26 protein-coding genes and 1 other annotated feature (1 of these 27 cut by a window edge) are annotated in these 25,039 nt (G+C 44.7%); of the genes, 25 read left to right on the top strand and 1 reads right to left on the bottom strand.

The window, feature by feature from the left end; translation table 11 throughout:
• Positions 1-159 precede the first annotated feature (159 nt).
• From yfmF to C400_RS0119785, 24 genes are all read left to right on the top strand, one after another.
• Entirely contained in the window at positions 160-1,440 is a 1,281-nt protein-coding gene (gene yfmF, locus C400_RS0119670; protein ID WP_017427951.1) for an EF-P 5-aminopentanol modification-associated protein YfmF, read from the top strand.
• A gap of 2 nt (positions 1,441-1,442) precedes the next feature.
• On the top strand, positions 1,443-2,723 hold the full coding sequence (yfmH, locus tag C400_RS0119675; RefSeq protein WP_017427952.1) for an EF-P 5-aminopentanol modification-associated protein YfmH: 1,281 nt from the start codon (positions 1,443-1,445) through the stop codon (positions 2,721-2,723).
• Positions 2,724-2,743: 20 nt separating this feature from the next.
• Positions 2,744-3,511, top strand: a complete 768-nt coding sequence (ymfI, locus tag C400_RS0119680) for an elongation factor P 5-aminopentanone reductase (protein WP_016821000.1) — start codon at positions 2,744-2,746, stop codon at positions 3,509-3,511.
• 102 nt (positions 3,512-3,613) lie between these two features.
• On the top strand, positions 3,614-3,868 hold the full coding sequence (locus tag C400_RS0119685; RefSeq protein WP_016821001.1) for a DUF3243 domain-containing protein: 255 nt from the start codon (positions 3,614-3,616) through the stop codon (positions 3,866-3,868).
• A gap of 229 nt (positions 3,869-4,097) precedes the next feature.
• Positions 4,098-4,871, top strand: a complete 774-nt coding sequence (locus C400_RS0119690) for a DUF3388 domain-containing protein (protein WP_013370747.1) — start codon at positions 4,098-4,100, stop codon at positions 4,869-4,871.
• Positions 4,872-4,901: 30 nt separating this feature from the next.
• Positions 4,902-6,005 carry a helix-turn-helix domain-containing protein gene (locus tag C400_RS0119695; protein ID WP_017427953.1) on the top strand — a complete coding sequence of 368 codons (1,104 nt, stop codon included), beginning with the start codon at positions 4,902-4,904 and terminating at the stop codon, positions 6,003-6,005.
• Positions 6,006-6,089: 84 nt separating this feature from the next.
• The gene (locus C400_RS28085; RefSeq protein WP_013370749.1) at positions 6,090-6,254 is read left to right on the top strand and encodes a hypothetical protein; all 165 of its coding nucleotides are present in this window, start codon (positions 6,090-6,092) and stop codon (positions 6,252-6,254) included.
• A 145-nt stretch (positions 6,255-6,399) separates the two neighbouring features.
• Entirely contained in the window at positions 6,400-6,891 is a 492-nt protein-coding gene (locus tag C400_RS0119705) for a YajQ family cyclic di-GMP-binding protein (protein ID WP_013370750.1), read from the top strand.
• Between the two features lie 209 nt (positions 6,892-7,100).
• Positions 7,101-7,688 (top strand): CDP-diacylglycerol--glycerol-3-phosphate 3-phosphatidyltransferase, encoded by a 588-nt coding sequence (gene pgsA / locus C400_RS0119710; RefSeq protein ID WP_016821003.1) that lies wholly within the window; start codon positions 7,101-7,103, stop codon positions 7,686-7,688.
• Positions 7,689-7,783: 95 nt separating this feature from the next.
• Complete coding sequence (locus tag C400_RS0119715) at positions 7,784-9,052, top strand: competence/damage-inducible protein A (protein ID WP_016821004.1); 1,269 nt, start codon at positions 7,784-7,786, stop codon at positions 9,050-9,052.
• 225 nt (positions 9,053-9,277) lie between these two features.
• Positions 9,278-10,339: a recombinase RecA gene (recA, locus tag C400_RS0119720; protein ID WP_025364668.1), complete on the top strand. Its 1,062-nt coding sequence runs from the start codon at positions 9,278-9,280 to the stop codon at positions 10,337-10,339.
• A 208-nt stretch (positions 10,340-10,547) separates the two neighbouring features.
• Entirely contained in the window at positions 10,548-11,297 is a 750-nt protein-coding gene (locus C400_RS0119725) for a regulatory protein RecX (protein WP_017427955.1), read from the top strand.
• Positions 11,298-11,658: 361 nt separating this feature from the next.
• Positions 11,659-13,203 (top strand): ribonuclease Y, encoded by a 1,545-nt coding sequence (gene rny / locus C400_RS0119730; RefSeq protein WP_013309958.1) that lies wholly within the window; start codon positions 11,659-11,661, stop codon positions 13,201-13,203.
• Positions 13,204-13,279: 76 nt separating this feature from the next.
• Positions 13,280-14,074 (top strand): TIGR00282 family metallophosphoesterase, encoded by a 795-nt coding sequence (locus C400_RS0119735; protein ID WP_025364670.1) that lies wholly within the window; start codon positions 13,280-13,282, stop codon positions 14,072-14,074.
• A gap of 129 nt (positions 14,075-14,203) precedes the next feature.
• Positions 14,204-14,464 (top strand): stage V sporulation protein S, encoded by a 261-nt coding sequence (locus tag C400_RS0119740; protein ID WP_007430104.1) that lies wholly within the window; start codon positions 14,204-14,206, stop codon positions 14,462-14,464.
• Between the two features lie 118 nt (positions 14,465-14,582).
• Entirely contained in the window at positions 14,583-15,650 is a 1,068-nt protein-coding gene (locus C400_RS0119745) for a dipeptidase (protein ID WP_017427956.1), read from the top strand.
• A 187-nt stretch (positions 15,651-15,837) separates the two neighbouring features.
• On the top strand, positions 15,838-16,923 hold the full coding sequence (locus C400_RS0119750; protein ID WP_017427957.1) for a low temperature requirement protein A: 1,086 nt from the start codon (positions 15,838-15,840) through the stop codon (positions 16,921-16,923).
• 144 nt (positions 16,924-17,067) lie between these two features.
• A complete protein-coding gene (pduL, locus tag C400_RS0119755) occupies positions 17,068-17,640 on the top strand; it encodes a phosphate propanoyltransferase (protein ID WP_016821010.1) in 573 nt (190 codons plus the stop codon).
• Positions 17,641-17,937: 297 nt separating this feature from the next.
• The gene (miaB, locus tag C400_RS0119760; RefSeq protein ID WP_016821011.1) at positions 17,938-19,491 is read left to right on the top strand and encodes a tRNA (N6-isopentenyl adenosine(37)-C2)-methylthiotransferase MiaB; all 1,554 of its coding nucleotides are present in this window, start codon (positions 17,938-17,940) and stop codon (positions 19,489-19,491) included.
• Positions 19,492-19,574: 83 nt separating this feature from the next.
• Complete coding sequence (locus C400_RS0119765; protein WP_016821012.1) at positions 19,575-20,027, top strand: RicAFT regulatory complex protein RicA family protein; 453 nt, start codon at positions 19,575-19,577, stop codon at positions 20,025-20,027.
• Positions 20,028-20,149: 122 nt separating this feature from the next.
• Positions 20,150-20,572 (top strand): PaaI family thioesterase, encoded by a 423-nt coding sequence (locus tag C400_RS0119770; protein ID WP_016821013.1) that lies wholly within the window; start codon positions 20,150-20,152, stop codon positions 20,570-20,572.
• Between the two features lie 65 nt (positions 20,573-20,637).
• Positions 20,638-21,426 carry an NUDIX domain-containing protein gene (locus C400_RS0119775; protein ID WP_013370763.1) on the top strand — a complete coding sequence of 263 codons (789 nt, stop codon included), beginning with the start codon at positions 20,638-20,640 and terminating at the stop codon, positions 21,424-21,426.
• A gap of 67 nt (positions 21,427-21,493) precedes the next feature.
• On the top strand, positions 21,494-22,060 hold the full coding sequence (locus C400_RS0119780) for a cysteine hydrolase family protein (protein WP_017427958.1): 567 nt from the start codon (positions 21,494-21,496) through the stop codon (positions 22,058-22,060).
• A gap of 126 nt (positions 22,061-22,186) precedes the next feature.
• Positions 22,187-23,650, top strand: a complete 1,464-nt coding sequence (locus C400_RS0119785) for a nicotinate phosphoribosyltransferase (protein ID WP_016821015.1) — start codon at positions 22,187-22,189, stop codon at positions 23,648-23,650.
• A gap of 66 nt (positions 23,651-23,716) precedes the next feature.
• Here C400_RS0119785 and C400_RS0119790 read toward each other — a convergent pair whose 3' ends face one another.
• On the bottom strand, positions 23,717-24,232 hold the full coding sequence (locus C400_RS0119790; protein ID WP_016821016.1) for a MogA/MoaB family molybdenum cofactor biosynthesis protein: 516 nt from the start codon (positions 24,230-24,232) through the stop codon (positions 23,717-23,719).
• A 263-nt stretch (positions 24,233-24,495) separates the two neighbouring features.
• On the opposite strand from C400_RS0119790, the gene C400_RS0119795 reads away from it, so the two are divergent.
• Positions 24,496-24,825 (top strand): four-helix bundle copper-binding protein, encoded by a 330-nt coding sequence (locus C400_RS0119795; RefSeq protein WP_016821017.1) that lies wholly within the window; start codon positions 24,496-24,498, stop codon positions 24,823-24,825.
• Positions 24,826-24,902: 77 nt separating this feature from the next.
• Positions 24,903-25,039, top strand: a binding site (T-box leader) (it continues 122 nt past the right edge of the window).

Below are 25,039 nucleotides of genomic sequence, written 5' to 3' on the forward strand. Positions count from 1 at the left end.
ACGCCGAAGCAGCCGGGAGCTTGTCTCCGGTTGCTTCTTGGCTTTTGCATGGTTAGAATAAAGATTGGTACACTTTACCTCTTTACAGGAAAAAGATGTACAGTAGCTATTGCTAATCAAAGGCTAGACGCAAATTGACGTCACAAAGGAGTTTTGGACTTGAACAAAACAGGTTTCGAGCGTGGCACACGCAGACAACTAAGGATTCATGTACTGCCCACCAAGCGCTTTAAGACGTTCGCCATATCGTTGTATGTAGGTACTCCGTTACGTGAGGAAACTGTAACTCGTGTGGGACTGGTACCTTTCGTTCTGCGACGGGGTACAGAATCGTATCCGCAGACTACACAATTTAGAGAGCAGTTAGAACAATTGTATGGTGCGGGTTTTGGATTCGATGTATATAAACGTGGAGATTATCAGATCGTGCAATTTCGCATGGATACAATTAATGACAACTTTGTAAGCAGTCCGGATAGTTTGCTGGATCGTTCGTTTTCTTTCCTTGGAGAGGTTCTGACGAAACCTGCATTGGAAAACGGTGCATTTCAAACGGGATATGTACAGCAGGAACGAGAAAATGTCCGTAAGAAGCTGGAATCTATAGTTAACGATAAAATACGTTATGCTGGGGAGCGCTGTATGGAGGAGATGTGCAAAGATGAGCCTTATCGTCTGCATCCTCTTGGGCAACGATCAGATCTGGACAGCATAAATACACAAAATTTGTATGAGGCTTATGGAGACTGGCTGAATAATGCCAGCATGGATTTATACGTCGTGGGAGATACCACGCTGGAAGAAGTTGAAAAGTTTGTGGATCGCTATTTTCAATTAAACCGCTCGACGGAAACGGGATATGTACCTGAACAGCCCAAATCGGTAGAACGTGATGTTCAAACTATAGTAGAGCGTCTTGATGTAAACCAAGGCAAGCTCAACATGGGGCTACGAACCCCTATTACGTATGGCGATGAACGTTATGCTTCTGCATTAATGTACAATGGCGTTCTGGGTGGGTATCCGCATTCAAAGCTGTTTGTCAATGTGAGGGAGAAGGAGAGTTTGGCGTATTACGCTTCGTCACGCTATGACGGGCATAAAGGCATTGGCACAATACAATCCGGTATCGAAATTCCTAATTATGAAAAAGCGGTTACTATTATCCGCAAGCAACTGGAAGATACACAAAATGGAGCAATTACCGAGCTAGAAATGACCCAAACGCAGGCAATGATACGCAACTTGCTAAAGGAAATGCAGGACTCCGCTTTTGAGATGATTGCCTATGATTTTAACAGACAGCTTTCCGGCAAAGAGCGGACGGTAGAGGAGCTGCTGAGCCAGGTGGAGGCAGTCAAGGTGCAGGATGTTCAGGATGCCGCCCGGACGTTCCGACTGGACACTATTTATTTCTTGAGAGACCAGAAGGGGGAATAGCGTTGGAGCATATATCGTATGAGCACTTGCAGGAGACGCTGTACTATGAAGTAATGGATAATGGCTTGCACGTTTATGTGTTGCCCAAACCGGGCTTTCAGAAGACGTATGCCACATTTGCAACTAAATATGGCTCGGTTGATAATCATTTCCGGGTAGAAGGTCAACAGTCCGTCAAGGTGCCGGATGGCATAGCTCATTTTTTGGAGCATAAAATGTTTGAAGAGCCCGAAGGCGATATTTTTGCTACCTTTTCCTCTAATGGAGCATCGGCGAACGCATTTACGAGCTTTGATCAGACCGTATATCTGTTTTCGGCAACCGAACGCATTCAAGAGAATTTGACCACACTAGTCAATTTTGTTCAGCATCCTTACTTTACAGATGAAAATGTGGAGAAGGAAAAAGGCATTATAGGCCAGGAAATCAATATGTATAAAGATAACCCCGACTGGCGGAGTTACTTTGGTCTGATTGAGGCATTGTACAAGGTCCATCCGGTGCATATTGATATAGCAGGTACTATTCAATCCATCAGTACGATTACGAAGGAAACATTGTACAGTTGCTATGAAGCTTTTTACCATCCAAGTAATATGATTCTTTTTGTAGTAGGTGGAGTGGATCCAGCCGAAGTAATCGAATTGGTACGTAATAATCAGGCGAAAAAAGACTATAAGCCGCAGGGGGAGATCGAGCGGATTTTCGATGATGAACCCACAACGGTTGCAGAGCCGCGTCATGAGGTAAAGCTGGCTGTTTCTTTGCCAAAGTTGCTGTTTGGATTCAAGGAGGCTGAAGTAGGTCTAACGGGAGAAGCTTTGCTACGTCATGATCTGGAAACCAAGCTGATGCTTGATCTCTTGTTTGGTTCCAGTACACAGCTATATCAGAAGCTCTACGATGAGGACCTGATTTCGGACAGTTTTGGCCATGAGTACAATAGTACGCAACAGTATTCATTTTCTGCGATCGGCGGGGATACCAAAGACCCTGATCGGCTGTTGGCTAGGATACGAGAAGAGGTAGAGTCTATTCAGAAGCAGGGGTTTGCAGCAGAACATTTTGAACGAGCGCGCAAAAAGAAGATCGGCGGTTATCTACGCACTCTCAATTCTCCCGAAAATATTGCGCATGAGTTTACAAGACATCGCTTCCGGGGCAGTGATTTTTTTCAATTGCTTCCGGTTTATGAAAGTATCACGCTTGAGGATGTAAACCGTCGTCTGAAAGATCATATAAAGTGGGATCAAATGGCAATATCGCTGGTGGTGAGTCCGTAATGTCCAGGGAGAGGGAACCGATGACCACCGAGGGCGGAGAGTTAAAGGCTATTGGCGATACGACTGTGCTGATTACAGGAGCAAGTGGTGGAATTGGTGCGGCTATTGCCGAGCGTTTTGCAGCAGTAGGGATGAATGTGGTCATTCACTACATGAAGTCCCATGAAAAAGCAAATGAAGTTGCCCGTCGTTGCATGACTTATTCAGGCAAGGTAATGACTGTTTCAGCCGATCTGCGGAGTAAGGAGCAGATTGAACGTATGCGGGAAAAGCTGGATAATCACGGAATGAAGCCAGATATTCTAGTGAATAATGCTGGATTATCTCATTATGGGCTGCTTTCAGATGTATCGGAAGAGGAATGGGACGAAGTGATGGCCGTGAATGTTAAGGGAACTTTTTTGTGTACGCAGGTTTTTATGCCGCATATGATTTCCCAACGCTATGGCCGCATTGTGAATGTTTCGTCTGTGTGGGGCATATGTGGAGCTTCGTGCGAGGTATTGTACTCCACTACCAAGGGAGGCATTAACGCTTTCACTAAAGCACTGGCTCAAGAGGTTGCGCCTTCTGGCGTAACAGTGAATGCTGTGGCTCCAGGGGCGGTAGACACGTCGATGTTGGATCACTTGGATGCAGGCGAAATTAACAGTTTGGAAGAAGAAATCCCTGCTGGACGATTGGCACGGCCTGATGAAATATCGTCCCTGGTTTATTTTCTTGCGCTTCCTGAGTCAGGTTATATTAATGGCCAGGTCATAAGTCCTAACGGAGGATGGGTGACGTAAGGAAAACAGCGCTTGGAGGAATCCACCAGTATAGTAAGCGTCTGTGAAGAGCATATTACAACTGTTGATTTTAAATCTGAATCATCTAAGGAGGATTTAAGTATGTCAACAGTTGTTCAGAATTTTGATGTTTGGAAAAAGTTCCTTGGTCAGCGTGTAGAGCAAGCAGAGAAGCTGGGAATCAGTCAAGATACCATTGCGGAGCTTGCTTACGAAATCGGTGATTTTCTGGATGAGAAGGTCGATCCAGCTAACCATTCCAACCGCGCACTGAAAGAACTGTGGGGAGTTGCCGATGAGGACGAACGTCACACCATCGCCCGGCTAATGGTTAAATTAGCTAAGAGCAACGCATAAGTAGGAACCAACATGAAAAGCTCCCTTTTGGGGGGCTTTTCTGTAATGGTTACAGAGCTGTTCTTGTAATTCCATTGTAATTTATATATCATAAACGTGATTGAGGCTTACAACACACTGTAGCCTATCGAATTTCAATAATTGGGTTTTGTCGAATGATGCTATCTTATGATACAATAAGGCTTTGATTTGGCATTGTTGACGGTTTGAATGTGAATGAGGTGCTAACGTGACGGAAGAGACAAAACAGTGGTACATGGAATACAAGATACATAAAAATCGACCCGGACTGCTGGGGGACATTGCTTCCATGCTTGGTATTCTGGGGGTTAATATACTGACGATTAACGGTGTTGAAGGCGAAAGACGGGGGATGCTTCTCGAAACAGACGATGACGAGAAAATACGCATTCTCGGAGATACGTTGAAAAAAGCCAGCAACATTACAGTCACGGCCTTACGTGCTCCGAGACTGGTCGATATATTGGCAGTAAGACACGGCCGTTACATCGATCGGGATTCGGATGATCGTAAAACTTTCCGTTTTACACGTGATGAGCTTGGGTTGCTGGTCGATTTTTTGGGTGAAGTATTAAAGAGGGATGGCAATCAGGTAATCGGTCTTCGCGGAATGCCGCGTGTTGGTAAAACGGAATCCATTATTGCCAGTAGTGTATGTGCAATGAAGCGTTGGACTTTTGTGTCGTCGACGTTATTACGACAGACGGTACGCAGTCAGCTTTCAGAGGAAGAAATGAATCCCAACAATGTGTTTATTATTGACGGCATTGTGAGTACCATTCGATCCAATGAAAGACATTATCACCTGCTTCAGGAAATTATGAGCATGCCAAGTACCAAAGTGATTGAGCATCCTGATGTATTTGTGCGTGAATCGGGATACAGCTTTGACGATTTCAATATCATTATTGAACTTCGCAATAATCCGGCTGAGGAAATTATTTATGATACCTTTACAGCCAGTTATACAGAAGATCTTTAAATAAGTGTAATTACACAAGGAGATGATGACATGTCAGAACTGGGTCAGCAATTAAAGGAGGCCCGGCTGCAAAAAGGATTGAGCCTTGACGATGTTCAGGAAATGACGAAGATACGCAAACGTTATCTGGAAGCCATTGAGACGGGCGATTACAAAGTGCTGCCGGGAAGCTTTTATGTCAGAGCTTTTATTAAAACATACGCCGAAACGGTTGGGTTGAATCCCGATGAGCTTCTGGAAGGGCACCAAAGCAATGTGCCTGAACCTGAACCGGAAGCAGTCATGGAGCCTGTTACACAAAAACGCTCCAGCCGTCCCGCGACGATTGGCAATCTTAAATGGTTGCCTACAGCGTTAATGTGGCTTTTTCTAGTTCTCATTGTTGGGGTTATTTATGCTTATTGGGTGAGTAACAACCATTCCACTCCAAAAACAGCAGAAAATACAACGCCGATTACAACACCAAGTACACCAAGTACACCAAGTACAACACCTAACACAACGCCAAGTACGACACCAAACACGTCTACTCCAAATACAACTACGACACCGAATAATGGTCAGACAACGGCACCAAATGGTGCTGGCGGGCAGACCCCTGATACGGGAAAAACCGGGGAAACCCAGCCAGGTGGTACGGGAACTACAGATGCGACTACTCCAAATCCTGGTCAGCAGCCGGATACGACTACGCCAGCGCAGGGAGTAACTGTGGCTCAGGATGGTAAGCAAGGCAAGACGACGATCTTCAAAGTCTCCAGTGCAACGGGGGCCACGGTCAAGGTTGATATTAAAGCAACGGGCGAAAGCTGGCTTGAGGTGTACAAGGGACAAAATTCCCGTGGAGAAAAGCTGAGCTATGGTATGACTAAAAGTGGAGATGCCATGTCTTTCGATATCGGTCCTGAAGGCTTATATATCAAATCAGGACGGTCATCTGCCACGGATATTTCCGTCGCCGGCCAACCGATAACCGATAATAAATCGACGACCCGGGTGTTGATACAGCAAGGGGAAGCTTCTTCCACTGGAGCGAGTACTGGGGTGACGGGTTCAACGGATACGACGACAAATGGTAGTACGGATACTACACAAAGTGGGACAGATTCTAGTACAACTACTGATGGTGAATAAACGCCTTGTTGCGGGGAAATACTAATGACTGTAATTCTTGGAAAGTCAGTCATTTCATTTTCCGCAAAGTGAGGTGTATACGTTATGACCGTCAGCTGGATTGTGACTGGGCTCGGGATTATTGTCAGTTTACTGGGCTATTATCTAACACCGAATGCATGGGGCTATGGCATATTAGGCTTTGGTCTTGCTCACATTGTGCTTGGAATTTTGGATATGTTTAGAAATCCAACACGAAGTCACTATTAGAAATGTTAAACTGCAATTGTAAATAAAGGCGTTTTTGTCGGGGAACTGGCAAGAACGCCTTTTTAGTGAACGGATTATTGGATTTTTGTAAATGACTAGCCTATAATTAGATATTGAACTTTGTTGTGGAAAGGAAAGTGAAACGATGGCTTCAGAAAATTCATTTGATATCGTCTCCAAAATGGATATGCAGGAGTTAACAAATGCGGTTCATCAGACGGAGCGTGAAATTGAAACGAGATTTGATTTCAAGGGGAGCAAAAGTAGCCTCAAGCTTGAGAAAGATGCTCTTACGATTGCATCGGAAGATGAATACAAGCTGAATGCGGTGATTGATATTTTGCAATCTAAAATGGTCAAACGAGGTCTATCCCTTAAAAATGTGGAATTTGGAAAATTGGAACCAGCCTCTTTAGGTTCAGTGCGTCAGCGTCTTTCTCTTAAGCAGGGAATTGATCAGGATAACGCCAAAAAAATTAATATCCTTATTCGGGATTCCAAGCTAAAAGTGAAAAGTCAGATTCAAGGTGATCAAATTCGAGTAACTGGAAAAAACAGGGATGACCTACAGGCCATTATTCAATTGCTGCGGAAAGCTGATCTGCCGTTGGAGCTTCAATTTACAAACATGAAATAAGCCGTTTTCTCTCATAGATTTTGTAGGACTAAACGTTGCTTGATGTGCAGCAGGTTATTTTGACATGCGTTTTGCGCCATATTATACTTGTAACGAAAATGCAGACATTAAGGTGTATAACGCTCGTCGAAAGCGATTTTACATAGGATTGATTTCAATCCGAAAGCTGCCATTTGTAATCAAGTACGATAATCAGGGGAGAGTGTGTTGTGAATTTACCCAACAGAATTACAATAACGCGGATTTGCCTTATCCCGGTGATGATGCTGGCTTTGCTGGTGGATTTTGATTTTTATCCGCCACCGATTGAGATCGGTGCTTTCAAGCTGCCGTATAATCAGCTGATTGCGGCTATTATTTTCCTTGTAGCAGCCAGCACAGACGGCCTTGACGGATATTTGGCTCGTAAAAATAATATGGTCACCAATTTGGGCAAGCTGTTGGACCCCCTTGCTGATAAGCTGTTGGTAACTGCTATTTTGGTTTCTTTGGTAGAAATGGGAAAAATTGATTCATGGGTTGTCGTTGTGATTGTCAGTCGTGAGTTTGCGGTTACGGGTCTAAGACAGATCGCTTTATTGGATGGCTCTGTGGTTGCTGCAAGCAATTGGGGGAAATTAAAGACGATCATCCAGATCGTTGCTATTGTAGCACTGCTCATTAATAATTTCCCGTTTGTTTTTCTGGGTATTCCGTTTGATTTAATAGCGATATGGGCAGCTGTGTTAATCACCATTTATTCGGGTATTGATTACTTTGTAAAGAATATCCATTTGCTGAGCTCCTCTAAAGTGTAACAGGATAAATCTTATGGAAACAGCAATAGGGACTTAACTTATTGCTGTTTCTTTACATAATTCCCACAATATACGCATCATAGGAGGACGAATTGATGAAAGCTGAAATTATTGCAGTAGGAACAGAGTTATTACTTGGACAAATAGTAAATACAAATGCCCAATATTTATCACAAGAGCTAGCTACAATCGGCATTGATGTATATTTTCAGACTGTAGTTGGCGATAACATGGATCGACTTCAGGAAGCGGTACGACTTGCTCAGAAGCGTGCGGATATTATTTTGTTTTCTGGTGGGCTGGGACCAACTCAGGACGATTTGACAAAAGATGCGATAGCGGCTGTATTGGGGCGGAAATTGCAGATAGATCGTCTTGCCATGGACAAGCTTGATCAGTTTTTCCGGAACCGCGGGGTCGAAATGACCGAGAATAACCGCCGGCAGGCGCTTTCTATTGAAGGAGCCACTCCGCTTGAAAATGAGACAGGTTTAGCTATAGGGGATGCGATTGCACAGGACGGTAAATTTTATGTTGTTTTGCCCGGACCGCCTAAGGAACTTAAACCTATGTTTGCAAATCATGCCAAACCTTGGTTGCTTCAGCAGGCATTGAGCGGTGAGGAGATGCCGATTTATTCGAAAATGCTAAAATTCGCAGGGATCGGTGAGTCAGCTCTTGAAACTCGCTTGCTAGATCTGATCCAATCCCAGACGGACCCCACGATTGCTCCTTATGCCAAGGAAGGGGAAGTTACGATCCGTATATCCACCAAGGCGGCCAGTGAGAGTGAAGCTTTAATTAAGCTGACTGCCACGGAAGTACAAATTCAGCAACGTCTTTCCGAATATATGTATGCAAGTGAAGATGTTACGCTGGAGAAGGTGATTGTAGATTTAATGGCCAAACGCGGACTCACTGTGAGTGCGGCGGAAAGCTGTACAGGCGGTATGCTGATGGAACACATCACTTCTATACCTGGCAGTGCTGTTATGTTTCAAGGTGGAATCGTGTGTTATTCCAATGAAATGAAGATGAAATTGCTCAATGTGCCCTATGATTATTTGGAAGGCGACCATGCGCCAGGCGCAGTGAGTAAGGAAGTAGCCCTTGTGCTTGCAGAGCAGGCAAGAATGATTATGGACAGTGATTTCGGACTTTCCGTTACTGGTGTAGCTGGGCCCGGATATTCCGAGCGGAAGCCAGTTGGTCTGGTGTATATTGGTATTGCTCAGCGTGACAAGGAAACGGAGGTATATGAGCTAAATTTAAGCGGTAACCGTGAGACCATCCGTTTGCGATCCGTCAAAGCTATCTTGTACAGATTGTGGCGTCGATTGGTAGAGAACGAGAAACTCTCTTAATTATCGATGAGTTGTTTTAGATAGATATTCATGATATAATCTTCTTATCGGAAGAACCGTTGCAAAGCTTTTTGCCAGCGGTTCTTTTTTCGTTTTATGAGAAAGGTTTAATTATAGAAGAGAGTTGTGGGAAATAAAAAAACGAATGTATGTTCGAAAAAATGCTTGGCAAGCGTGTCAAAACAAGGTATTATTAAAGTACAAACAATGAAGGATGTGAGTTTATTGTCAGATCGTCGTGCTGCGCTGGATATGGCGCTCCGTCAAATAGAAAAGCAATTTGGTAAAGGTTCCATTATGAAGTTGGGTGAGTCTACTCACATGCAAGTGGAAACAATCCCCAGTGGTTCGATTGCTTTGGATATTGCGTTAGGAACGGGCGGCTTTCCAAGAGGCCGGATTATTGAAGTATATGGACCGGAATCATCCGGTAAAACGACAGTAGCTCTTCATGCTATCGCAGAGGTGCAAAAAACAGGCGGACAAGCCGCCTTTATCGATGCCGAGCATGCGCTTGATCCGTCGTATGCGAGCAAGCTGGGTGTCAATATTGATGAGTTGTTACTATCGCAACCAGATACAGGTGAGCAGGCATTGGAGATTGCCGAAGCTCTTGTGCGTAGTGGGGCAGTGGATATTATCGTCATAGACTCTGTAGCGGCACTTGTACCGAAGGCAGAGATTGAAGGCGAAATGGGAGATTCCCATGTCGGTCTTCAAGCGCGTTTGATGTCACAGGCATTACGTAAGCTGTCTGGAGCCATTAATAAATCGAAAACCATTGCTATCTTTATCAACCAGCTCCGTGAAAAAGTAGGTGTTATGTTCGGTAACCCTGAAACTACACCAGGTGGACGTGCTTTGAAGTTTTACTCTACGGTACGTTTGGATGTTCGTCGTATCGAAAGCTTGAAAATGGGTAACGACATCGTGGGTAACCGCACACGTATTAAAGTCGTGAAGAACAAAGTTGCGCCTCCTTTCCGTCAGGCCGAAGTGGATATTATGTACGGTGAGGGTATTTCCAAAGAAGGAAGCTTGATTGACATCGGTACGGAGCATGACATTGTCGACAAGAGCGGAGCTTGGTATTCCTACGAAGGCGAGCGCCTTGGTCAGGGACGTGAGAATGCAAAGCAATTTTTGAAGGAAAATCCGAACATTGCTAGTACGATTGAGCAAAAAATCCGGGTGGCCAGTAATTTGATTACAACAATTGCTCCACCGACAGAAGAAGAGTTGGCGCAGGAGGCCAAGGAAGAACAGGAATTGCTGGAGCTTGAATAAGCTTGCCTGAGACTTCGCTTTTGATCTGTCATGTGAACTGTAGCCAGGGATTATGGTACAGTCCGTTTGAATAGCATAATTCTGATGCCCTGCACAGGTGTGCAGGGCATTTTTGCATCAAATAAAGTCTGCTTTGTCAGCAGAATCTAACTTTTGCGTAGCAGGTGATCATAGGCTGCTTTCGTGAATTTCAAAGTGAGGGAAACTAGTGCAGTTGGACGATAAAGATGAATACACTTCGGAAGAAGATAAACAGCAAGGGATTTCTCTTTTTCCAGATCATGTGGAATTGATGATTACTAGAGTGGAGCAGGGGCAGAGACGCAACCGTGGAAGATACATCATTCATTTTGGTCCATATTCACTGTCTGTATTGGAAGATGTAATGATCAAGTACAACATGTTCAAAGGAACGTCATTCGTCAAAAAAGAACTAGAAGATATCGTTCTGGCAGATGAAAAACAACAGGCTTATGTACATGCGCTGCGCTATTTGGGGCAAAAGCCTCGTACACGTCAGGAAATTGCCCAGCGTTTAGCGCAAAAGGAAGTGGATCAGACTGTTATTGATGAGATATTGGTGCGATTGCAACGGGAGAAGCTTGTAGATGATGATTTATACGCCCGTCAGTGGGCAAGACAGCGTATAACAAGCCAACGTAAGGGTAAGATGTGGATCAGACAAGAACTTCGTCAGAAGGGCATCTCTAAAGCCTCTATCGGGGAAGCATTAGGTGAGATCACTGACAATGAGGAGTGGGAGAGTGCATTGTCGATTGGACGTAAAAAATGGAATCAGGTACGTGGTGATATAATGGATAAAAAAAGGAAAACATTTCCGTTTCTTATGAGACGCGGATATTCGGGGGATATGACACGCCGCGTGGTCAATCATCTCAGTGCGGCTGAGCAAGACGGAGCTTTCGATGACGAGGAATTACTGCATTGGGAGGAATAAGTTGCAAAACGGTAGCTGAACTTCTGGCTAGATGAGCTGATTATGATATGGACAGCTGCACGGTAGTCTACTAATGTTTGCATTCCCTTGACAATGCCATTTGTCAAATAATAAAATATATATGAAACGATATTTGTGGAGTGCCCTTTTTCCTTCCAAAAAAGCGGAATCCACGGTAAAGTTCTCATCGCCAAATAACAAGTGATGCCGCTATGCCAGGCGGAATTGTACGTGTGAAAGCATGTGCATATGAAATGAAGCGACCTTGAGTCGTTATCTTAGTTTGACGATCAAAGTAAATGTGACAATTTCAAAAAGTCCCAAGGAATGCCTTGGAGGAACCAACGGGGAGGTGAACAGTATGATGACTGCGATCTGGTTCGTTCTCGTTGCTGTAGCCGCGTTATTCTTTGGGTTCGGGATTGGTTATTTTATTCGCAAATCTATTGCAGAAGCTAAGATCTCCAGTGCGGAAGAAGCTGCCGCGCAAATCGTGGAGAACGCGAAAAAAGAGGCAGAAGCGCTGAAGAAGGAAACGGTATTGGAAGCGAAAGATGAAATTCATCGCATCCGTGCCGAAGCTGAAAAAGAAACTCGTGAACGTCGCAATGAAATTCAACGACAGGAACGAAGATTGCTGCAAAAAGAAGAATCGCTGGATAAAAAATTGGAATCGCTGGAACGCAAAGAAGAACAAGTGGCCAACAAAGAGAAACGAATCGATGAAACCCAGCAGCAAATTGATTTGATTTACAAGAGCCAGGTAACTGAGTTGGAGCGTATTTCTAATCTTACGATGGAGGATGCAAGAAGTATTATTCTGACCAACGTAGAGCAGGAAGTTCGTCATGAAACAGCTCAGATGATTAAGGAAATTGAACAGCAGGCCAAAGAAGAAGCGGACAAAAAGTCCCGTGAAATCATCACACTGGCCATCCAACGCTGTGCGGCAGATCATGTAGCAGAAACGACGGTTTCTGTTGTGACATTGCCGAACGAAGAAATGAAAGGCCGGATTATCGGACGCGAAGGCCGTAACATTCGTGCACTTGAAACCCTTACTGGAATCGACCTCATTATTGATGATACGCCGGAAGCTGTTATATTGTCCGGATTTGATCCGATTCGTAGAGAGATTGCGCGTACTGCTCTTGAGAAGCTCGTAGCGGACGGACGGATACATCCGGCTCGTATTGAAGAGATGGTGGAAAAATCCCGTAAAGAGGTGGACGAACGAATCCGTGAGTATGGTGAACAGGCCACCTTTGAAGTGGGTGTGCATAGCTTGCATCCGGATTTGATCAAGATCTTGGGACGTCTCAAGTTCCGTACGAGTTACGGACAGAACGTATTGAAGCACTCGATGGAAGTTGCATACTTGACAGGTCTAATGGCCGGGGAACTGGGCGAGGACGTTGTACTGGCAAGACGGGCAGGCTTGCTGCATGACATCGGGAAGGCGCTGGATCACGAAGTGGAAGGATCACACGTTGAAATTGGCGTGGAACTGGCGAAGAAGTACAAGGAACACCCGGTCGTTATCAACAGCATTGCTTCACATCACGGCGACTGCGAAGCGACTTCAGTGATCGCCATGCTGGTTGGAGCGGCAGATGCTCTGTCAGCAGCAAGACCGGGAGCGCGGCGTGAAACGCTAGAGACGTACATCCGTCGTCTAGAGAAGCTCGAACGCATCTCCGAATCTTTTGAAGGCGTTGAGAAATCATACGCAATTCAAGCCGGACGCGAAGTTCGTGTCATGGTACAGCCAGAGAAAATTGATGATGCGGAAGCATTCCGATTGGCCCGCGATATTACGAAAACGATTGAGAATGAACTGGATTATCCAGGGCATATTAAGGTTACCGTTATTCGCGAGACCCGTGCGGTAGAATACGCAAAATAAAAGCATTTCAATGAAAAGTGGCCGCTGCTTGTAGGGCCACTTTTCATTATGTAAGGCAGACTAGGGAGGGTTTTCTATCAACGTATTATTTATTGGAGACATCGTCGGCAGTGTAGGCAGAAAGGCACTGAGGGAGAATCTCCCTTCGCTAAAATCAAAATACAACCCGCATGTTATTATTGTGAACGGAGAAAATGCAGCTTCGGGAAGAGGAATTACTCAAGCCATCGCCAGAGAGTTTTTTGATTGGGGCGTTCATGGGATTACGATGGGCAATCATACATGGGACAATAAGGAAATATTTGATTTTATAGATGATGAGCCGCGGATCATCCGTCCGGCTAACTTTCCGCCAGGGACACCAGGTCGGGGTTACACTGTTGTAAAAGGTGGAGGTAAGGAACTAGCCATTGTTAACCTGCAAGGTAGAACCTTTTTGCCAGCTATTGACTGTCCATTTCGGGCAGCAGATGAAATTGTAGACGAGCTGCGCAAAAAACATAAACATATTCTAGTAGATTTTCACGCTGAAGCCACTTCCGAAAAAATTGCCATGGGCTGGCATCTGGATGGACGTGCATCAATCGTGGTAGGAACACATACACACGTACAAAGTAATGACGATACGATTTTGCCACAAGGAACTGCGTATCAGACAGATGCGGGAATGGTAGGTCCTTATGAGGGCGTGCTTGGTATGCAGAAAGAGGCTGTATTACAGAAATTTCAGACCCAGCTTCCGGTACGCTTTCAAGTGGACATGGGCAAATGGCACTTTCATGCCATCAGCGTAGAGCTCAATGATGACGATGGGAAAGCCCGTAAAATTCAGAAAATCAGGCTTAAAGAAGACGAATGGCGGATGGATTAACTTTGTTGTGAGCTACTTAAGGAAAGAATAAGGAAAACTGTCACCAAAAAGCAGGAATTTTTTGCTGACCCTCGAATAACATCTAATAGTGGAATCAAACCATCATCATTCCCAGGGGAGGTACTTACTATGGATGTATTAAAAGTATCAGCAAAATCCAATCCCAATTCAGTTGCAGGCGCACTCGCAGGAGTACTGCGTGAACGCGGAAATGCAGAATTACAGGCGATTGGAGCGGGTGCACTAAACCAAGCCATTAAAGCGGTAGCCATTGCCCGGGGATTTGTCGCACCAAGCGGAGTGGATTTGATTTGTATTCCTGCTTTTACAGACATTGTTATTGATGGAGAAGATCGGACTGCGATCAAATTGATTGTAGAGCCAAGATAATAAATGGAAGTTGCCTGAGCCTGTTTACGTTTTGTAAACGGGCTTTTTTGCTTTGTGGTTTAATTACTATGGTTTTCAAAATAAATTTGTGGGCTTTAATCCAATGGGGGTATAGTGCATGAATGATAAGTTTGAAGCGAATTGGCCAGTTGTTGATCTTCACTGCGACGTGTTATGTAAAATGCAACTCGATTCGCAGGTAGATTTCAGTCATTCATCGCTTGATGTCACAAAAGAGCGTTTGCTAGAAGGCAATGTAAGATTGCAAACATTCGCTATATATATTTCACAGGTATTGGGTACACCGAAATTTGAGCATGTGGTTCGTCAAATTGAGCTGTTCAGGCAGCATGTAACTTCTACCTCAGGTGGGTTAAAACCTTTGCTGTGGAAAGAAGACTTGGCAGCATTTAAAAATACGTCCGCTATACGTCAAGTGGAGCAGGCAAAGCAGACAGACGTAGAGAAGCAAGCAGGAAAGATAACGAATGGGCATGGAAGTGGGACGAATCATACAGGATCACCTTGGGCGTTGCTTTCGCTTGAAGGGGTAGATGCGCTGGAAGGAAATCCGTTTTATGCGGATGTGTGCTATGCATTGGGAATACGGTTGATCGGGCTGACGTGGAATTATGCAAATTGGGCGGCTGACGGCATTATGGAGCTTAGAGGTGGGGGTCTAACCCGCAAGGGACATGATTTGGTCAATCGCTGTAATAGTCTGGGACTGCTGCTAGATGTATCACACTTGTCCTTACAAGGCTTTTGGGAAGTGATGGAGGAGGCGGCCTTACCGCCCATCGCCTCGCATTCGAACGCATTTGCGAGATGTGCTCATCCTCGTAACTTGCGAGATGAACAGATTCGGGCACTGATTGCCCGTAACGGACGAATTGGGTTGACCTTTGTCACGATGTTTCTGAAAGAGCAGGGTACAGTACACGCTGAGGATCTGTTACCGCACATTGAGCACATTTGTTCATTGGGTGGCGAAAGACATTTGATGTTCGGCTCTGATTTTGACGGTATCGAGGCCCATGTGCGAGGACTGGAGCACGCGGGGAAATATCCGGCTTTTGCAGAACTACTGCTGAAGCATTACTCTGAGGAGCTGGTCAAGGGATGGCTTGGAGAACATGCACTGGACTATTTAAGAACAAATCTGCCATCTAAAATGTTGTCCTAAATAGCTTAATATCGCAGTTGTTTTCGGCTGAGCATTTTCTTGACAAAGCGAGAACGATTACGAAATAATTGGAGCATCCGAGGATTGCATGGTGCTAAAATAACGCTTTCCGAAATTGGGCATACGTAGAAGCGAGCCTGAAAGCACAATGCTATACCGCCATACTAGAGGGGAGCTCCGTTACATAATGCTGATAAAAAAGGTTACCTGGCTTGAACTCTTTTATGATTTATTGTTTGTAGCAGCTGTCTCCAAGGCGACTCATGTTTTACTACATGTTGAGCATGGTAGTGTTGGTTGGCATAATTTAGAGAAGTTTATTTTGATTTTTATTCCGATCTGGTGGGCATGGGTGGGGCAAACAGTCTATAACAATCGTTTTGGTCAAGACAGTATAATGCATCGAATTTTTATGATTTTGCAATTATTTTTTGTGTTAATCATGACTGCTAGTCTTAATATAGATTTTGATGCGTATTATGTATCTTTTTTTGTTGGCTATATTGGCTTAAGAGGTTTGACTGTCGTTCAATATTTGCTTTTGGCCCCCAAGGAAACGGCTCATAAACAGGAAACAGCTCGTTTTTTTGGAACCTATCTTTGGGTTGGGATCGTAATCTCTAGCTTCTCCCTTTTCTTCGACTCGTGGGTTCGATATTTGATTTTGTATACTGGCATTGCGGTTGATATCCTCGTTCCATTAATCGGTCGTAAAAAATTGGTGATCACACCTATCCATACAGAGCATCTTTTGGAGCGTTTTGCACAGTTCACCTTAATCCTGCTTGGAGAATCAGTGATAAGTATACTTTCTGTTTTACAATCCGATCATTTCACGATCTCTTCCATTGGTTTTGCTGCTTTGACATTTGTATTGGTCATCGCAATCTGGTGGCAATATTTTGAGAATATAGAGAAGCGCGTAGACAAATCCAAACAAACAGCAGGACAGACTATTATCTATGGTCATTTGTTTATTTATCTTTCTCTTAGCATGCTTGCGGCTTCCATACAGCTCTTATTTTTAGGGCAAGCAGCCTATACTTTTGTGCTTTGCTTTACTTTTGCTTCTGTTTTTATTTATTTTTTGTCAGTTTTGCTGGTATTCCATCAGTACAGATTGAGTCATCTTAAACCTCGTCTCAGAGTCATTCTTTTCTTAACTGGAATCCTCTGTGCGCTGTTTATTCTGAATATATTTATTGTAGTTCCTCATCTCATCGTAGCTGAGATCATGCTTTTCTTTCTTCTGTTTGCAAAAATGACGGTTTGATCCCAGTTTTATATGGACGATATGTATGGCTGGTTAGGGCGAAAAAGGGAACTTTATGCACTATCCTTTTCTTTCTTGTCGAAATAGGAGTATAATAGCATAGATGTGTAAAGTATTGTATAGAGAAAAAGGAGTGACCACACGATGACTAAAATCGTACCTGTCGGCGTTTCCGCCCGTCATATTCACCTGACTCAAGAGCATATTGAAATCTTGTTCGGAGCAGGCTATCAATTGACTGAATTTAAACCTTTGTCCCAACCAGGACAATTTGCCGCAAATGAAACGGTAGCTGTAATTGGTCCTAAAGGCCAATTTGATAAGGTTCGCATTTTGGGACCAGCTCGTCCAGCTTCCCAACTGGAAATCTCTCGCACAGATTCCTTTGCTATTGGTGTAAAGGCACCTGTACGCGAATCCGGTAGCATTGATGGTACACCAGGAATTACAGTGAAAGGACCAGCCGGAGAAGTGGAACTGCAAGAAGGCGTTATCGTAGCAGCCCGCCATATCCATTTCCATACATCCGATGCAGCTAAATGGGACATTAAGGACAAGCAGTTGCTGAAAGTACGTGTTGGCGGCGAACGTGGCCTTGTATTTGAAAATGTTCTTGCACGTGTGTCCGATTCTTTTGCTTTGGATATGCATATTGACACGGATGAAGCGAACGGAGCCGGTGTGAAAAACGGTGACACTGCTGAAATCGTAGACTAATACACGTATTGAATACACAAGTTGTAAAAGTCCGATTCTTGCAAAAGAGTCGGGCTTTTTTTTATATACTATAAATACACCAATGCTCACCTTATACATAAAAAACTTTGTGCATCACACTGCATCTGATTCGTATCCGGGGATGATCTATGGCTATGACCTATAAATCATGCTATAATTTAGTGTAATGCCTTTTTCAAAGGTTTTTTGGAGCTTAAATAAAATAACCAACTGCCTAAAGATACAGTAAATCACAAATTAGCTCGTGAAATAGATGGTGTAAGGAGTGACCAGCGAATGGCTAAGGAAACAAAAGATTACTCCCAATATTTTGATTTCTCGGATGCGAAGATTATTTCTGAAGATGAGCATAGCAAAAAGATTCGTATTCGCGGACGTGAAATCAACATTATGGCGGAGCCGAACCATAGAAAAGAAAAGCAGCGTGGTAAAGAGGACGTACAGGTATTGTATGATAACGCAGTCCCGGATGAGCTAAAGCATATCGGTGAGGGCAAGCATTATATCGTATATACATTCGGTTGCCAGATGAATGAGCATGATTCCGAAACAATCAAAGGTTTGCTGGAGCAAATGGGCTACCAGGCAACCGAGGATCGGAAGGAAGCAGACATCATTTTACTGAACACCTGCGCTATCCGTGAAAATGCGGAAGATAAAGTGTTTGGTGAGCTGGGTCACCTCAAGCATCTCAAAACAGAAAAGCCAGGACTTTTGCTCGGAGTGTGTGGCTGCATGTCGCAGGAAGAGAATGTCGTGAACCGCATTATGCAAAAACATGGTTTTGTCGATATGATCTTTGGTACCCATAATATTCACCGTTTGCCTCAGCTCGTTAAGGAAGCACTCTTTAGCAAAGAAATGGTGGTCGAAGTGTGGTCCAAGGAGGGCGACATTATCGAAAACCTGCCGAAGAAGCGCGAGGGTATGCGGGCTTGGGTAAACATCATGTACGGCTGTGATAAGTTTTGCACCTATTGCATCGTTCCCTTCACACGTGGTAAGGAAAGAAGTCGCCGACCAGAGGATGTTATTGCTGAGGTACGGGATTTGGCCCGTCAAGGATTTAAAGAGATTACCTTGTTGGGTCAGAATGTCAATGCCTATGGCAAGGATTTGAAGGATATGAATTACAGATTCGGAGATCTGATGGATGATATGCGCAAAATCAATATTCCGCGTGTACGTTTTACGACCTCTCATCCGCGTGACTTTGACGACCATTTGGTTGAAGTCCTTGGTAAGGGTGGCAATCTGGTGGAGCATATTCATTTGCCTGTACAATCCGGTAATACGGATATATTGAAGAAAATGAACCGAAAATATACTCGTGAGCGTGTTCTGGAACTGGCCGCGAAGATAAAAGCAGCTGTTCCGCATGCTTCTCTGACAACGGATATTATCGTCGGTTTCCCGGGTGAAACAGACGAACAGTTCGAAGATACTCTATCTTTGGTGCGTGAAGTGGGCTATGACTTTGCCTACACATTTATTTATTCACCACGTGAAGGCACACCAGCGGCTTCGATGGAAGATAATGTGCCTATGTCGGTAAAAAAAGAGCGTCTCCGGCGTCTGAACATTGCTGTGAATCAAAACAGCCTTCGCTTTAATAGTCGATTGCGTGGCGAAGTGGTGGAAGTGCTGGTGGAAGGCGAGAGCAAAAATGACAGCAACGTGCTTGCTGGTCGGACTCGTTCCAATAAGCTTGTTCATTTTGAAGGATCGAAGGATCTGATTGGTTCCTTTGTCCAAGTTAAAATTACAGAACCTATGACCTTCTACATTAAAGGTGACTTGGTTCAAACGCCAGTAGCGGTTAACGGATAAAAAGAATAGTCTAGCGGGCTGCATGCGGTTTGAATAAAAGGCTGCGTGCAAGACCATCTAAGTGAGAAAAGGAGCGATGGACAATGACAGAGGAGCGGTTGCAACAAACAGAACTTCAATCGGCGGCGCGCCAGCATGATCATTTGGTCAATCGCGATATGATATTGGCAAAGGCCAAAGAGTTGGCGGGTATTCTGGGCAGCAGTGAGGAAGTCCAGGTGTTCCGGAAAGCAGAAGAAAAGATTCAGGACCATGAGCGCATCCAGCAACTGATTGCAACGATGAAGAAGAAGCAAAAGGAAATTGTAGCATTTGAATCTTTAAAGAATCAAAAAATGATTGCTAAAATAGAGGCTGAACTTCAGGAGCTACAGGAAGAGCTTGACGGTATTCCAATTGTAACAGAGTTTCAGCAGAGCCAGGTGGAAATTAATGAGCTACTGCAAATGGTGATCACGGCCATCCGTGATACGGTTGCTGAAAAGGTGAACGTAGAAGAGGGGAAGGTCACTTCCTCCTCTAATTGCAGTGACTAGAATAAGGTTTGTGGTGTGGAGGCTTAGCTTCCACGCCTTTTTTTCGGAAGCAATTAGTCATCGTATATGTTCATGGGACATCAAGAGAATTGCGACAGCATAGAAGGGATGGAAGAGAGGGAATGGATAAGTTGCGTAAGATGCTAGAGGGTGAAGATAATACCTTTTGGGAGTATTTAGGATGTGAGCTGATCACAGCTGATGCTAACGAGGCACATATCGCTTTGGAGGCCAAACAACATCATACCAATGTGATGGGGATTGTACATGGGGGGGTGCTCACTTCATTGATGGATCAGGCGATGGGGATGGTCAGTATGGCTTCAAGAAATATGGATCCATGTGTAACAACGAACCTGAATGTTCATTTCTTGTCAGCCATGGGACAAGGACGACTGGAGGTTAAAGCACGGATTATTCATCAGGGAGGCCGCACTATAACCACCGAGGCAGAAGTAAGGGATAGCGAAGGTACACTCGGTTGTACAGCTACAGCAACGTTCCGAGTGTTGCGTCAACAAGCAAGTGACTCAGGCAAGGCCTAACGCTTGACAAAAATTTTTATTATGTCATAATGAATTTATCAAAACGATATAATATGGTGATGCCAATGGATAGCAATCGTATAAACGAAGAGGCGCAGAAGGCGTCTTATAACATTAAGAAATACCGTACCCCGGATGGTGCTCCGGCGGATATCGTAATGTTTACTTTAACGAAGCGTGAGCGCAAGACGGTAACAAAGACATTGCCGATTCGTGAGCTGAAAGTGATGCTCATCAAGCGCCGGAGTTGGCCGTTTGCGGGACGCTGGGCGTTGCCTGGAGGGTTTTGTCAAGAAGATGAATCCATATATGGAGCGGCCAAGCGGGAACTGTTAGAGGAAACCGGTGTAGACGGCGGGCATCTGGAGTATTTGGGCGTATATAGTGGACCAGGCCGTGATCCGCGCGGGTGGATCATATCGCATGCTTTTTTTGCGCTGGTAGAAGAATGGATGCTAGAGCAACGGCAGGCGGCTGATGATGCTTCTGAGGTCGGGTTATTTACGATCAGAGAAGCGTTGGAGGAATTGGAGCTGGCGTTCGATCACCGGGATATCATAGTCGATGCTTATCGCAAGATTCAGTTGCAGATGCTTCAGACAACGATAGCCAAGCAGTTTTTACCGCCACATTTTACACTGGGTGAATTGTATCAGGTGATTCAGAGCGTCGTACCGGATTTCGAAGAGCCGAATTTTATTCGCAAAATAACATCGACTCGTAGCAGACAGGGAATACTGGAAGAGGTTCGGGATGAGAATGGTAAACCGCTGAGTTCCAATCAATATTCACAAAGACCGGCCCAGTTATATCGCTTTAGTGATAGAGTACCGCGTTTATCTATCTATACGTAACGTTTATTGGGATAGGTTACGCATAGAGCGTGCAATCTCACTTTGATGATAAGGAGCTGACTGTACGATGAAGGCACTGATTGTTATTGATTACACGAAAGATTTTGTGGACGGTAGTCTGCCTGTGGGACAACCTGCGATTGAGCTGGATGAACGGATCACAGCCATCACGCAAGCCTATGTAGAGCAAGGGGACTTTGTTGTCATGGCTGTTGATTTACATGAGGAGAATGACCCTTATCACCCGGAGAGTAAGCTGTTTCCTCCACATAATATACGTGGAACCGATGGACGACAATTGTATGGTAAGCTTCATAGCCTATATGAGCAACAAAGTGATCGTATCTACTGGTTGGATAAAACACGGTACAGTGCTTTTGCTGGTACAGATCTGGAACTCAGGTTGCGCGAACGCGGGATTCTGGAAGTACATCTGATTGGTGTGTGTACAGATATTTGTGTGCTGCATACGGCTGTAGATGCTTATAACAAAGGTTTTGCTATTACCGTATATAAGGACGCTGTGGCGAGCTTTAATCAGGCGGGACATGACTGGGCTTTGGGCCATTTTGAGGGAAGTCTTGGAGCCACGGTGTGGTCGGCTGAAGATACGCTTTTGCGCCAGAAGAAGTAAAATAACTGAATGATTGTGCACCAATGTCCGATAACAAAATGGAGTCGGATATTGCTGAATCTGGGCAGATAAGACGGTATGCCGTCACCAAGCCAGGGACCAGGGACAGTCAGAGAGGATGATACGATGAAGTCAACGAGCCTCGCATTACATACAGATAAATATCAGATTAATATGATGTACGCCCATTGGGTGAACGGAAGTCACCAACGTAAAGCTGTGTTCGAGGCGTATTTTCGTAAGCTCCCTTTCGGTAATGGATATGCCGTGTTCGCTGGTCTGGAACGCATTGTGAATTACATCTCAAATTTGCGGTTTACAGAAGAGGACATTCGCTATCTGTCAGAGCAGGAGGAAAAGTACGATCCCATGTTCATGGAGGCATTGCGCCAGTTTAAGTTTGGCGGAACGGTCCATTCGATGAAAGAAGGGGCGCTTGTTTTTCCAAATGAGCCTCTGGTCCGTGTTGAAGGAACAATTATGGAAACGCAGCTTGTCGAGACGGCGTTGTTGAATTTTATGAATTACCAGACACTCATTGCGACAAAAGCATCGCGTATCAAGCAGGTGGCCAGTGACGATACACTGCTCGAATTTGGTACACGGCGTGCGCAGGAGGCAGATGCAGCCATTTGGGGAGCGCGTGCAGCTTATGTTGCAGGTTTCGATGCGACTTCTAATATGCTGGCAGGCGAACATTTTGGGATTCCGACAAAAGGAACACATGCCCATTCATGGGTACAAACCTTTATGACGGAGCAAGAGGCGTTTGACGTGTATGCGAAGGTTTTGCCAGATCAGGTTACATTGCTGGTAGATACCTTTGACACGCTGGAGAGCGGTGTTCCTCATGCGATTCGGACAGCAAAGATGCTGGAGAGTCAAGGCAAGCGTATGAATGCCATCCGTTTGGATAGCGGTGATTTGGCTTATCTATCTATTCAGGCCCGGGAAATGCTGGATGCCGAAGGTTTGGATTACGTACAAATTGTTGCTTCCAACGATTTGGATGAAAATACGATTTTCAATCTAAAAGCCCAAGGTGCACGTATTGATGTATGGGGTGTAGGAACACAGCTGATTACGGCTTCAGATCAACCTTCATTAGGCGGAGTGTACAAGCTGGTTGAGCGGGAAGTAGACGGTGAAATGCTGCCGACGATTAAGATCTCGGGTAACCCGGAAAAAGTATCTACACCAGGCAAAAAGGATGTATACCGCATTGTGGATAAGAAGAAAGGGAGAGCTGTAGCTGATTACATTTCTTTCCCGGATGAAGAACGTCCGCGCAATGGTAAGCGCCTGAAGCTGTTTAACCCTTTGCATCCATATATGAAGAAGTATGTTGAAAATTACGAAGCTGTACCGATGCTTGAACCTATTTTTATAAATGGACAGAAGGTATACGAGCTTCCCGAACTGGATGAAATTCGTGCCTATCATGCTTCACAGTTGAAACTGTTTTGGCCAGAATATTTGCGGAAGCTGAATCCTGAAATTTATCGTGTTAATCTTAGCGAGAAGGTATGGGAGCTGAAGCAAAGGCTGATTGATAGCTACATGCAGCCCGAAGTTGAAGAAAAAGAATAATGTGAAAAGGCACCTCATTCAAATATGGGGTGCCTTTTTGTGTCGGCGCATGTGTGGAATAGGAGCTTATTTATAAATTTCTCTCATCACATGTCGCAGTTCAGGGACAATAATGCGTTCCATTGCCAAACGAACGGCTCCGCGGGAGCCAGGCATAGAAAACACAGCTGTTTGGCCCACAGTACCCGCTACAGCCCGGCTTAATATAGCTGCTGATCCAATGTCCTCAGCAAAGCTTAAGTAACGGAAGATTTCACCAAAGCCAGGTAGTTCCTTATCCAGTAAAGAGGAGATGGCTTCATATGTAGTATCACGCGGAGAAATGCCAGTACCACCTGTTAAAAGTACAGCCTCGATGTCCTCATGTGCTGCAGCTTCGGTTACCAACTGCCGGATACCCTCATAGTCGTCTTTGACGATAACATATCGAACAACCTTATACCCATTCGTTTCTAGTAGTTCCTTGAGCAGTCGGCCCCCAGTATCGGTTTCCATGGTTCGTGTATCAGAGACGGTCACGACCATGCAGTTAACCTGCTGCGGAGACTCCCGTCGGTGCTCCTCTACAGATGTTATGTTCATTACAATCTTCACTCCTTGATTCATGGTTAAGCATATTCTTTTTTTACAATAGAGGAATGACCGACTGGATGCAAGTCAGAAACGAGGGATAAAAAGTTATGTGATTAATATCCTTGCGCTTGCACCTTGGAATATAGTACACTTCCTTACATAAGTCGGGATTTTCTGGGTTTATTTTGTTGAAAGCGCGAACATCAATTGATTAATTTCAAGGCTCAGCGGGTAATAGTACAGCAGGATCAACAACTGGGAGGTAATGTATTATGAATCATTCATACCAAAAATGCGTGGATGCTTGCCTGGAATGTATGAACGCTTGCAATGTATGCTATGTAGCAAGTTTGAAGGAATATGATTTAGCTATGCTGCGTGAATGTATTCGAGTGAGTAGGGAATGCGCAGAGATATGTGGGTTTGCTGCTCAAATGTTGCAGCGCGGAACGGATTTTGCCGAGGAAATCTGTGAGCTATGCGCCAAAGCCTGTGAGGTATGTGCTGCTGAATGCAGCAAGCATTCCCATAATCATTGCAAACATTGTGCAGAGGCCTGCCGTCATTGTGTTGAGGCTTGTCGCCAATTGGTGGCAGTGTAATTACATATACAGAACTAGTCCCTGAAGAGGGAATAAAAGGTTGCTTTCTACTAAATAGGTTTGTATAATGGTGGGAATTAACGTCAAGGAACGGGAGAGTAGCAACGGAACCGTATCATTACAGCGAGCCGGAAGAGGTGGAAGCCGGTATGAAATCCGATGTGAAGCGCACCCGGGAGACGGTTGATCCAACGATAAGAACTTCTAGTAGATC

The sequence above is a fragment of the Paenibacillus sp. ICGEB2008 genome (assembly GCF_000307675.1).
Lineage (GTDB): Bacteria > Bacillota > Bacilli > Paenibacillales > Paenibacillaceae > Paenibacillus > Paenibacillus polymyxa.

Bases quoted from the DNA above. Each gene is read 5' to 3' on its own strand.
- ymfI (WP_016821000.1), top strand. From the start codon at position 2,744: ATGACCACCGAGGGCGGAGAGTTAAAGGCTATTGGCGATACGACTGTG.
- C400_RS0119685 (WP_016821001.1), top strand. From the start codon at position 3,614: ATGTCAACAGTTGTTCAGAATTTTGATGTTTGGAAAAAGTTCCTTGGT.
- C400_RS0119695 (WP_017427953.1), top strand. From the start codon at position 4,902: ATGTCAGAACTGGGTCAGCAATTAAAGGAGGCCCGGCTGCAAAAAGGA.
- C400_RS28085 (WP_013370749.1), top strand. From the start codon at position 6,090: ATGACCGTCAGCTGGATTGTGACTGGGCTCGGGATTATTGTCAGTTTA.
- C400_RS0119705 (WP_013370750.1), top strand. From the start codon at position 6,400: ATGGCTTCAGAAAATTCATTTGATATCGTCTCCAAAATGGATATGCAG.
- C400_RS0119715 (WP_016821004.1), top strand. From the start codon at position 7,784: ATGAAAGCTGAAATTATTGCAGTAGGAACAGAGTTATTACTTGGACAA.
- rny (WP_013309958.1), top strand. From the start codon at position 11,659: ATGATGACTGCGATCTGGTTCGTTCTCGTTGCTGTAGCCGCGTTATTC.
- C400_RS0119740 (WP_007430104.1), top strand. From the start codon at position 14,204: ATGGATGTATTAAAAGTATCAGCAAAATCCAATCCCAATTCAGTTGCA.
- C400_RS0119745 (WP_017427956.1), top strand. From the start codon at position 14,583: ATGAATGATAAGTTTGAAGCGAATTGGCCAGTTGTTGATCTTCACTGC.
- C400_RS0119750 (WP_017427957.1), top strand. From the start codon at position 15,838: ATGCTGATAAAAAAGGTTACCTGGCTTGAACTCTTTTATGATTTATTG.
- pduL (WP_016821010.1), top strand. From the start codon at position 17,068: ATGACTAAAATCGTACCTGTCGGCGTTTCCGCCCGTCATATTCACCTG.
- miaB (WP_016821011.1), top strand. From the start codon at position 17,938: ATGGCTAAGGAAACAAAAGATTACTCCCAATATTTTGATTTCTCGGAT.
- C400_RS0119765 (WP_016821012.1), top strand. From the start codon at position 19,575: ATGACAGAGGAGCGGTTGCAACAAACAGAACTTCAATCGGCGGCGCGC.
- C400_RS0119770 (WP_016821013.1), top strand. From the start codon at position 20,150: ATGGATAAGTTGCGTAAGATGCTAGAGGGTGAAGATAATACCTTTTGG.
- C400_RS0119775 (WP_013370763.1), top strand. From the start codon at position 20,638: ATGGATAGCAATCGTATAAACGAAGAGGCGCAGAAGGCGTCTTATAAC.
- C400_RS0119780 (WP_017427958.1), top strand. From the start codon at position 21,494: ATGAAGGCACTGATTGTTATTGATTACACGAAAGATTTTGTGGACGGT.
- C400_RS0119785 (WP_016821015.1), top strand. From the start codon at position 22,187: ATGAAGTCAACGAGCCTCGCATTACATACAGATAAATATCAGATTAAT.
- C400_RS0119790 (WP_016821016.1), bottom strand. From the start codon at position 24,232: ATGAACATAACATCTGTAGAGGAGCACCGACGGGAGTCTCCGCAGCAG.
- C400_RS0119795 (WP_016821017.1), top strand. From the start codon at position 24,496: ATGAATCATTCATACCAAAAATGCGTGGATGCTTGCCTGGAATGTATG.